Source organism: Pseudomonas kilonensis (assembly GCF_001269885.1).
Taxonomy (GTDB): Bacteria; Pseudomonadota; Gammaproteobacteria; order Pseudomonadales; family Pseudomonadaceae; genus Aquipseudomonas; species Aquipseudomonas kilonensis.
Genome location: NZ_LHVH01000009.1, coordinates 24,863 through 32,472 on the forward strand (window position 1 = coordinate 24,863; position 7,610 = coordinate 32,472).

A 7,610-nucleotide genomic window follows, 5' to 3' on the forward strand; every position below is an offset into this window, starting at 1 on the left:
CAATCGGTCGTTCATTCGTGCGTATAGGTCAAATCAGTTTTGCCGTTGGGCTGCTTATTCCCCATGAAGCTCATCGTTATTCTGCCGCCATCATTTTCAACCTTTCCATGCAGCGGCCCTTCGACGGCCATGCCGTGGAACCCGATGAGGCTCCCCATGAAAAAAGTCCTATTGCTCAACGGCGGCAAACAATTCGCTCACTCCGACGGTCGCTACAACGCCACCCTCCACGACACGGCGGTCAGTGTGTTGGACCGTGGCGGTTTTGATGTGCAAACCACCTTCATCGACGGCGGCTACGACATCAAGGAGGAAGTCGCCAAGTTCCTTTGGGCCGACGTGATCATTTACCAGATGCCAGGTTGGTGGATGGGCGCGCCCTGGACCGTGAAGAAATACATCGACGAAGTCTTCACCGAAGGCCACGGCAGCCTCTACGCCAGCGACGGTCGGACCCGTTCCGATGCCTCGCAGAAATACGGCAGCGGTGGCCTGATCCAGGGCAAGCAGTACATGTTGTCGCTGACCTGGAACGCCCCGCAGCAAGCCTTCGACGACCCGACCGACTTCTTCGAGGCCAAGGGCGTGGATGCGGTGTACTTCCCGTTCCACAAGGCCAACCAGTTCCTCGGCATGACCGGCCTGCCAACCTTCCTGTGCGTGGACGTGATGAAGCGCCCGAACATCGAAGGGGATGTGGCGCGGTATGAACAGCATTTGCGCGAGGCGTTCGGTCTGAAGGCGTGACCTGTCTTTTACCTCACATCCCGATACTATCCTGTGGCGGGTGGGTAAACCTGCGCTGTGGGAGCAAAGCTTGCTCGCGAAACAGACCCCTCGATCCCCGAAAGACCGCGGCGCCTTCATCGCGAGCAAGCTTTGCTCCCACATCGCGAGGATAAATCCCCTCGCCACAAGAGAGATCAGTCGACAGGGGGATACGTGAAAGCCAGATCCGACGAATTGCAGATTTTCATCTGCGTGATCGAGTGCGGATCCATCTCCGCCGCCGCCGAGCAGGTCGGGCAGACGCCGTCGGCGGTCAGCCGCACGTTGTCGCGGCTGGAGGCCAAGCTCGACACCACGCTGATCAACCGCACCACGCGGCGCATGGACCTGACCGAGGAGGGCAAGTATTTCTTCGAGCAGGCCAAAGGCATCCTCGACCAGATGGATGAGCTGGAGGAGCGCCTGTCATCCCGCCAGAAGAACCCTGCAGGCCGGTTGCGCATCAACGCGGCCTCGCCGTTCATGCTGCATGCCATCGTCCCGCACATCGAAGAGTTCCGCAGGCTCTACCCGGACATCCAGCTCGAACTCAACAGCAACGACCTGATCATCGACCTGCTGGAGCAAAGCACCGACATCGCCATCCGCATCGGCACCCTCACCGACTCGACGCTCCACGCCCGCGCCCTGGGTTGCAGCCCGTTGCACATCCTGGCCAGCCCCGCTTATCTGAAGCAGCACGGCACGCCGTCAAGCGTCGCCGAACTGGCAGGCCATGCGCTGCTGGGGTTTGCCCAGAACGAGGGCCTCAACCAGTGGCCGCTGCGCCACGTACACGGTGATCGTTGGCCGATCCAACCCGCCATCAGCGCGTCCAGCGGCGAGACCGTGCGCCACTTGGCGCTGCAGGGGCAGGGCATTGCCTGCCTGTCGGACTTCATGACCCGCGAAGACATCCGTGCCGGTCGGCTGAAGGTGCTGCTGGCCGACGCCAACAGCGGCTATCGCCAGCCGATCAACGCGGTGTATTACCGCAACTCGCAACTGGCCCTGCGCATCCAGTGCTTCCTGGACTTCATCCAGGGCAAGCTCGCCGGCTACGCCTCGCGGGAGTTCAAGGGCTGATAACCCCCTATCCCTGTGGGAGCGAGCTTGCTCGCTCCCACAGGGTGTGTGTTGGCATGTTGTCAGTCGTGCTGCACGCCGGCGCGCTTGAGCATTTGCTTGCAACGCTCGGACAGGTGGAACACACGCAGGTGCTTGCCGGCTTTGCTGTAGCGTTCGCGCAGGGTCTTGAGTGCGGCGACGGCCGAGTAGTCGACGAAGCGCAAGTGACGGCAATCGAGGGTCACCAGGGCCGGGTCGTTGGCCGGGTCGAACTGGTTGAGGAACGGTGTCGTCGAGGCGAAGAACAGCGTGCCGTGCAGGCGATAGAGTTTGCTGCCGTCGGCTTCCTGGTGCGTATCGGCGTACAGCTCCCGGGCCTGTTGCCAGGCGAAGTTGAGCGCCGCGATGACGATACCGCAGAGCACGGCCACCGCCAGGTCGGTGAACACCGTAATGATGGTCACCGCGATGATCGCCAACACATCACTCTTCGGCACCTTGTTGATCACCCGCAGCGAGGCCCAGGCGAAGGTCTGCTGCGCAACCACGAACATCACGCCCACCAACGCAGCCAGCGGGATGCGCTCGATCAGCGGCGACAGGAACAACACGAACAGCAACACCATCACCCCGGCCACCACGCCCGATAACCGTCCGCGCCCACCCGAGCTGAGGTTGATCACCGTCTGGCCGATCATGGCGCAGCCGCCCATGCCGCCGAACAGCCCGGAGGCGATGTTGGCTGCGCCCAGCGCCACGCATTCACGGTCCGGATAACCGCGGCTCTGGGTGATTTCGTCGGTCAGGTTCAGGGTCAGCAGGGTTTCCAGCAAACCGACCATTGCCATGATCACCGCGTAGGGCATGACGATCTGCAGGGTCTCCAGGTTCCAGGGAAGATCGGGCCAGGCGAAGGCGGGCAAGCCGCCGGCGATATGGGCCATGTCGCCCAGCGTTCGGGTGGGCAGGCCGAGCAGGTAGACCGCCAGGCCGACACCGAGGATCGCCACCAGGGCCGGCGGCACGCTGCGGGTCAGCCGCGGCAGCAGGTAGACGACGGCCATGGTCAGTGCTACCAGGCCGGCCATCAGATACAGCGGGCTGCCGCTGAGCCAGGTTCCACCCTGCTTGAAATGCTCCAGTTGGGCCAGCGCAATGACAATCGCCAGGCCGTTGACGAAGCCGAGCATCACCGGGTGCGGGACCATGCGCACCAGCTTGCCCAACCGCAACAGCCCGAAGGCCATCATGAACAGCCCGCCCAGCAGCACGGTGGCCAACAGGTATTGCACGCCGTGCTGCACCACCAGCGCGATGATGACCACGGCCATTGACCCCGCCGCCCCCGACACCATGCCTGGCCGGCCGCCGAACAGGGCGGTCAGCGTGCAGAGGATGAACGCGCCGTAGAGCCCCATCAGCGGGTTGAGGTGGGCCACCAGGGCGAAGGCGATGCATTCGGGGAGCAAGGCGAAAGAAGTGGTGAGGCCGGCGAGGGCGTCGGCGCGAAGACGTGCTGATTTCATGATTTACCTGACTGGGCGCCGGTGGAGAGTCGGCTGCCGGGGAGTGGTGCAAAAAACAGGGGCGGATGGTACGGAATTGAGTGCGGGGCGGCCAGCCGTCTGTGGCGAGGGGATTTGTTGATCGTTCCCACGCTCTGCGTGGGAATGCATCCCGTGACGCTCTGCGTCACCTTGCAGAAGCGGAACGCGGAGCGTCCCTGGTGGCATTCCCACGCGGGAGCGTGGGAACGATCAAAATAAATCCCCTCGCCACAAGGGCGATGAAAGTCTTGCGCTGAATTTTCATCAACGCCGTGTCGCGATGTCCGTCAGCGACAAATTTTATCTGTGCGCGAAAATTACTTTCAGTGGGTTTGAAGATTCTCCGTCGAAATGATTTATGAGTTTCACAACACATCGACGTGACCCCATTCGAGGAGTAACGCATGGCCCCTGCTTTCGGTTATTGGCTCCTGGTCTACGCGGCCATCGCGATCATTGCGCTGATCGTGCTGATCGCCCGTTATCGGCTCAATCCGTTCATTGTGATTACCCTGGTGTCCATTGGCCTGGCGTTGCTGGCCGGGATGCCGCCCTCGGGTGTGGTGGGGGCGTACGAGGCGGGTGTCGGCAAGACGCTGGGGCACATTGCGCTGGTGGTGGCCCTGGGCACGATGCTCGGCAAGATGATGGCCGAGTCTGGCGGCGCCGAGCGGATGGCGCAGACGTTGATCGAACGCTTCGGCGAGCGCAACGCTCATTGGGCGATGGTGTGCATTGCCTTCCTGGTCGGGCTGCCGTTGTTCTTCGAAGTCGGTTTCGTGCTGCTGGTGCCCATCGCCTTCACCATCGCCCGGCGTGTGGGCGTGTCGATCCTGATGGTGGGGCTGCCGATGGTCGCCGGGCTGTCGGTGGTGCATGCGCTGGTGCCGCCGCATCCGGCGGCGATGCTGGCGGTGCAGGCCTTCCAGGCTTCGGTGGGGCAGACCTTGCTGTACGCGATCCTGATCGGCATTCCCACCGCGATCATCGCCGGCCCGCTGTACGCCAAATTCATCGTGCCGCGCATCCAGCTACCGGCTGAAAACCCGTTGGAGCGACAATTCCTCGACCGTGAGCCGCGCGCGAATCTGCCGGGCTTCGGCGTGACCCTGGGGACCATTCTCCTGCCGGTGATCCTGATGCTGATCGGCGGCTGGGCCAACCTGATTTCCACGCCGGGCAGCGGTTTCAACCAGTTCCTGTTGTTCATCGGCAACTCGGTGATCGCCTTGCTGCTGGCGACCATCCTCAGCTTCTGGACCCTCGGCCTGGCCCAGGGCTTCAACCGTGAATCGATCCTCAAGTTCACTAACGAATGCCTGGCACCGACCGCCAGCATCACCTTGCTGGTGGGCGCCGGCGGCGGTTTGAACCGGATTTTGGTGGACGCCGGGGTCACGCAACAGATCGTCGGCCTGGCCCAGGAATTCCAGCTGTCACCGCTGGTCATGGGCTGGCTGTTCGCCGCACTGATGCGCGTCGCCACAGGGTCGGCCACCGTGGCAATGACCACCGCCTCGGGCATCGTCGCGCCCGTGGCGATTGGCCTGGGTTATCCACACCCCGAGTTGCTGGTGCTGGCGACCGGCGCCGGGTCGGTTATCTTTTCCCACGTCAACGACGGCGGCTTCTGGCTGATCAAGGAATACTTCAATATGACCGTCACCCAAACCTTCAAGACCTGGACCGTGCTCGAAACGCTGATCTCCGTGGTCGCGTTCGCCTTGACCCTCGGGCTTTCACGCTTGCTTTGAGCGCAACGCCACCCAACAGGAGCCGCCATGGACATCCTCTACCAGATCCGCTCCCGGCAGGATTCCTTCAGCGCCGGCGAAGGCCGAATCGCTCGGCTGATGCTCGACGACGTAGGCTTTGCCGCCTCCGCCAGCCTCGATGAACTGGCCCAACGGGCGGAAGTCAGCAGCGCTACGCTGTCGCGGTTCGCTCGCACGGTCGGGTGCCGCGACCTGCGGGACTTGCGCCTGCAACTGGCCCAGGCCAGCGGTGTCGGTAGCCGTTTCCTCGACCCGGCTGGCGCGCCGGAGCAATCGGCGTTTTATGGACAGATCGTCGGCGATATCGAAGCGACCCTGCGCCAGCATTTGTCGGCGTTCGAAGAGTCGCGGTTCGGCGATGCCGTGCGGATGATCGGCAAGGCGCGGATGATCCATGCGTTCGGCCTCGGGGGCTGGTCGGCGCTGTGCGGCGAGGAGTTGCAGGTGCGGCTGGTGCGTTTTGGCTACCCGATTGCCGCCTGTCGCGACCCGGTGATGATGCGCATCACCGCCACCTCGTTGAGCGACCAACATCTGGTCATTGCCTGTTCGCTGACCGGTATCACGCCGGAGCTGTTGAGTGCCGTTGAATTGGCCCGCAGCTATGGCGCGGCGATCCTGGCCATCACCCGTGCCGACTCGCCACTGGCCCAACTGGCCGACTGCGTGCTGCCCCTGCAAGGCGCTGAAACCTCGTTCATCTACAAACCCACGGCGGCGCGCTACGGCATGCTGCTGGCCATTGATGTGCTGGCCACCGAGCTGGCGCTGACCCACCCCGAAGACAATCAAGAGCGTCTGCGGCGGGTCAAACTCGCCCTCGACGATTACCGCGGCGGCGACGATCACTTGCCGCTGGGAGACTGACATGCTGTACGACACGCTTATCCGCAATGCGCTGGTCATCGATGGCAGCGACACGCCTGGCTACCGCGCCGACGTCGCCATTCGCGCCGGTCGCATCGAACGCATCGGCGACTTGCGCGATGCCCGCGCGGTTGAAGACATCGACGCCGCCGGCTGCGTGCTCGCGCCAGGCTTCATCGATGTGCACACCCACGACGACACGGTGGTCATTCGCCAACCGCAGATGCTGCCCAAGCTCAGCCAGGGCGTGACCACCGTCATCGTCGGCAACTGCGGCATCAGCGCTTCGCCGGTGAGCCTGCGGGGCGATCCACCGGACCCGATGAACCTGCTCGGCATGGCCCAGGCGTTCGCCTACCCGCGCTTTACGGATTATCGCGCAGCCGTAGAGGCCGCCACACCGGCGGTCAACGTGGCTGCGTTGGTCGGGCACACGGCGTTGCGCAGCAATCACATGGACGATTTGTTGCGCACCGCCTCGGTGGGAGAAATCGCCGCCATGCGTCGGCAATTGCGCGAAAGCCTGGAGGCCGGTGCCCTGGGGTTGTCCACCGGCCTGGCCTACGCCAACGCGTTTTCGGCGTCCACCGACGAAGTCATGCAACTGAGCGAAGAGTTGGCCGCGTTCGGTGCGGTCTACACCACCCACCTGCGCAGCGAATTCGAACCGGTGCTCGAAGCCATGGACGAGGCCTTCCAGATTGGCCGACACGCCCAAAGCCCGGTGATCATTTCCCACCTCAAATGCGCGGGCGCCGGTAATTGGGGACGAAGCCCGCAGGTGCTCGCGGCGTTGGAAAGCGCGGCGCAGACCCACCCGGTCGGCTGTGATTGCTATCCCTATGCGGCCAGCTCCTCGACCCTGGATCTCAAGCAGGTGACCGATGCCCATCGCATCACCATCACCTGGTCGACACCGCATCCGCACATGGGCGGTCGCGACCTGACCGACATCGCCAACGATTGGGACGTGTCGCTGCTGGAGGCGGCCCGGCGCCTGCAACCGGCCGGCGCGGTGTACTACGGCATGGATGAGGGCGACGTACGACGGATCCTCGCCCATCCGTTGTCCATGGTCGGCTCCGACGGTTTGCCCGAAGACCCGTTTCCCCATCCGCGCTTGTGGGGGGCTTTCCCACGGGTACTGGGGCATTTCAGTCGTGACGTCGGGCTTTTTCCGTTGCACACCGCCGTGCACAAAATGACCGGCCTTTCGGCGGCGCGCTTCGGCCTCAAGCAACGGGGCGAAATTCGTGAAGGCCATTGGGCGGACCTGGTGTTGTTCAATCCCCAAACCATTCGCGACGTGGCCGATTTCAACGAACCTCAACGAGCTGCTGACGGTATCGATGGCGTGTGGGTCAATGGTGTCTTGGGCTATCGCGAAGGACAGGCAAACGGGCGACGGGAAGGTCGATTCCTGGCGCGCGAGGGCGATCTGCGCCAGGGATTTGGTCTATCGAATGACGTGTAAGTGGCTGATATTGTGTTAATTGGCGTCACAACAACGGCACTGCGACACTAAAGAACCCCGGTTCAAGGCCGAAGCAATGGGATCAACCCATCTAAACTGGGTCTTTTCAGC

General features: G+C 63.2%; 7 protein-coding genes. 5 read left to right on the top strand and 2 right to left on the bottom strand.

The window, feature by feature from the left end:
- Positions 1 to 11: 11 nt before the first annotated feature.
- The gene (locus AD662_RS29170; RefSeq protein WP_018613054.1) at positions 12 to 158 is read right to left on the bottom strand and encodes a hypothetical protein; all 147 of its coding nucleotides are present in this window, start codon (positions 156 to 158) and stop codon (positions 12 to 14) included.
- Here AD662_RS29170 and mdaB point away from each other — a divergent pair.
- On the top strand, positions 157 to 747 hold the full coding sequence (gene mdaB, locus AD662_RS03650) for an NADPH:quinone oxidoreductase MdaB (protein WP_018613052.1): 591 nt from the start codon (positions 157 to 159) through the stop codon (positions 745 to 747). The genes AD662_RS29170 and mdaB overlap by 2 nt on opposite strands.
- A 195-nt stretch (positions 748 to 942) precedes the next feature.
- Entirely contained in the window at positions 943 to 1,854 is a 912-nt protein-coding gene (locus tag AD662_RS03655; protein ID WP_018613051.1) for a LysR family transcriptional regulator, read from the top strand.
- Positions 1,855 to 1,916: 62 nt separating this feature from the next.
- Here AD662_RS03655 and AD662_RS03660 read toward each other — a convergent pair whose 3' ends face one another.
- The gene (locus AD662_RS03660) at positions 1,917 to 3,362 is read right to left on the bottom strand and encodes a SulP family inorganic anion transporter (protein WP_053185524.1); all 1,446 of its coding nucleotides are present in this window, start codon (positions 3,360 to 3,362) and stop codon (positions 1,917 to 1,919) included.
- Between the two features lie 425 nt (positions 3,363 to 3,787).
- Here AD662_RS03660 and AD662_RS03665 point away from each other — a divergent pair, with 425 nt between their 5' ends.
- Genes AD662_RS03665 through AD662_RS03675 form a run of 3 tightly spaced genes read left to right on the top strand, consistent with a single transcriptional unit; the run spans position 3,788 to position 7,499 of the window.
- The gene (locus AD662_RS03665) at positions 3,788 to 5,137 is read left to right on the top strand and encodes a GntT/GntP/DsdX family permease (RefSeq protein ID WP_018613047.1); all 1,350 of its coding nucleotides are present in this window, start codon (positions 3,788 to 3,790) and stop codon (positions 5,135 to 5,137) included.
- Between the two features lie 27 nt (positions 5,138 to 5,164).
- Entirely contained in the window at positions 5,165 to 6,025 is an 861-nt protein-coding gene (locus tag AD662_RS03670; protein ID WP_053185527.1) for a MurR/RpiR family transcriptional regulator, read from the top strand.
- A 1-nt stretch (position 6,026) separates the two neighbouring features.
- The gene (locus AD662_RS03675; RefSeq protein ID WP_053185528.1) at positions 6,027 to 7,499 is read left to right on the top strand and encodes an N-acyl-D-amino-acid deacylase family protein; all 1,473 of its coding nucleotides are present in this window, start codon (positions 6,027 to 6,029) and stop codon (positions 7,497 to 7,499) included.
- Positions 7,500 to 7,610 lie beyond the last annotated feature (111 nt).

Coding starts and splice junctions, on each gene's coding strand:
- mdaB (WP_018613052.1), top strand. CDS start 157: ATGAAAAAAGTCCTATTGCTCAACGGCGGCAAACAATTCGCTCACTCC.
- AD662_RS29170 (WP_018613054.1), bottom strand. CDS start 158: ATGGGGAGCCTCATCGGGTTCCACGGCATGGCCGTCGAAGGGCCGCTG.
- AD662_RS03660 (WP_053185524.1), bottom strand. CDS start 3,362: ATGAAATCAGCACGTCTTCGCGCCGACGCCCTCGCCGGCCTCACCACT.
- AD662_RS03665 (WP_018613047.1), top strand. CDS start 3,788: ATGGCCCCTGCTTTCGGTTATTGGCTCCTGGTCTACGCGGCCATCGCG.
- AD662_RS03670 (WP_053185527.1), top strand. CDS start 5,165: ATGGACATCCTCTACCAGATCCGCTCCCGGCAGGATTCCTTCAGCGCC.
- AD662_RS03675 (WP_053185528.1), top strand. CDS start 6,027: ATGCTGTACGACACGCTTATCCGCAATGCGCTGGTCATCGATGGCAGC.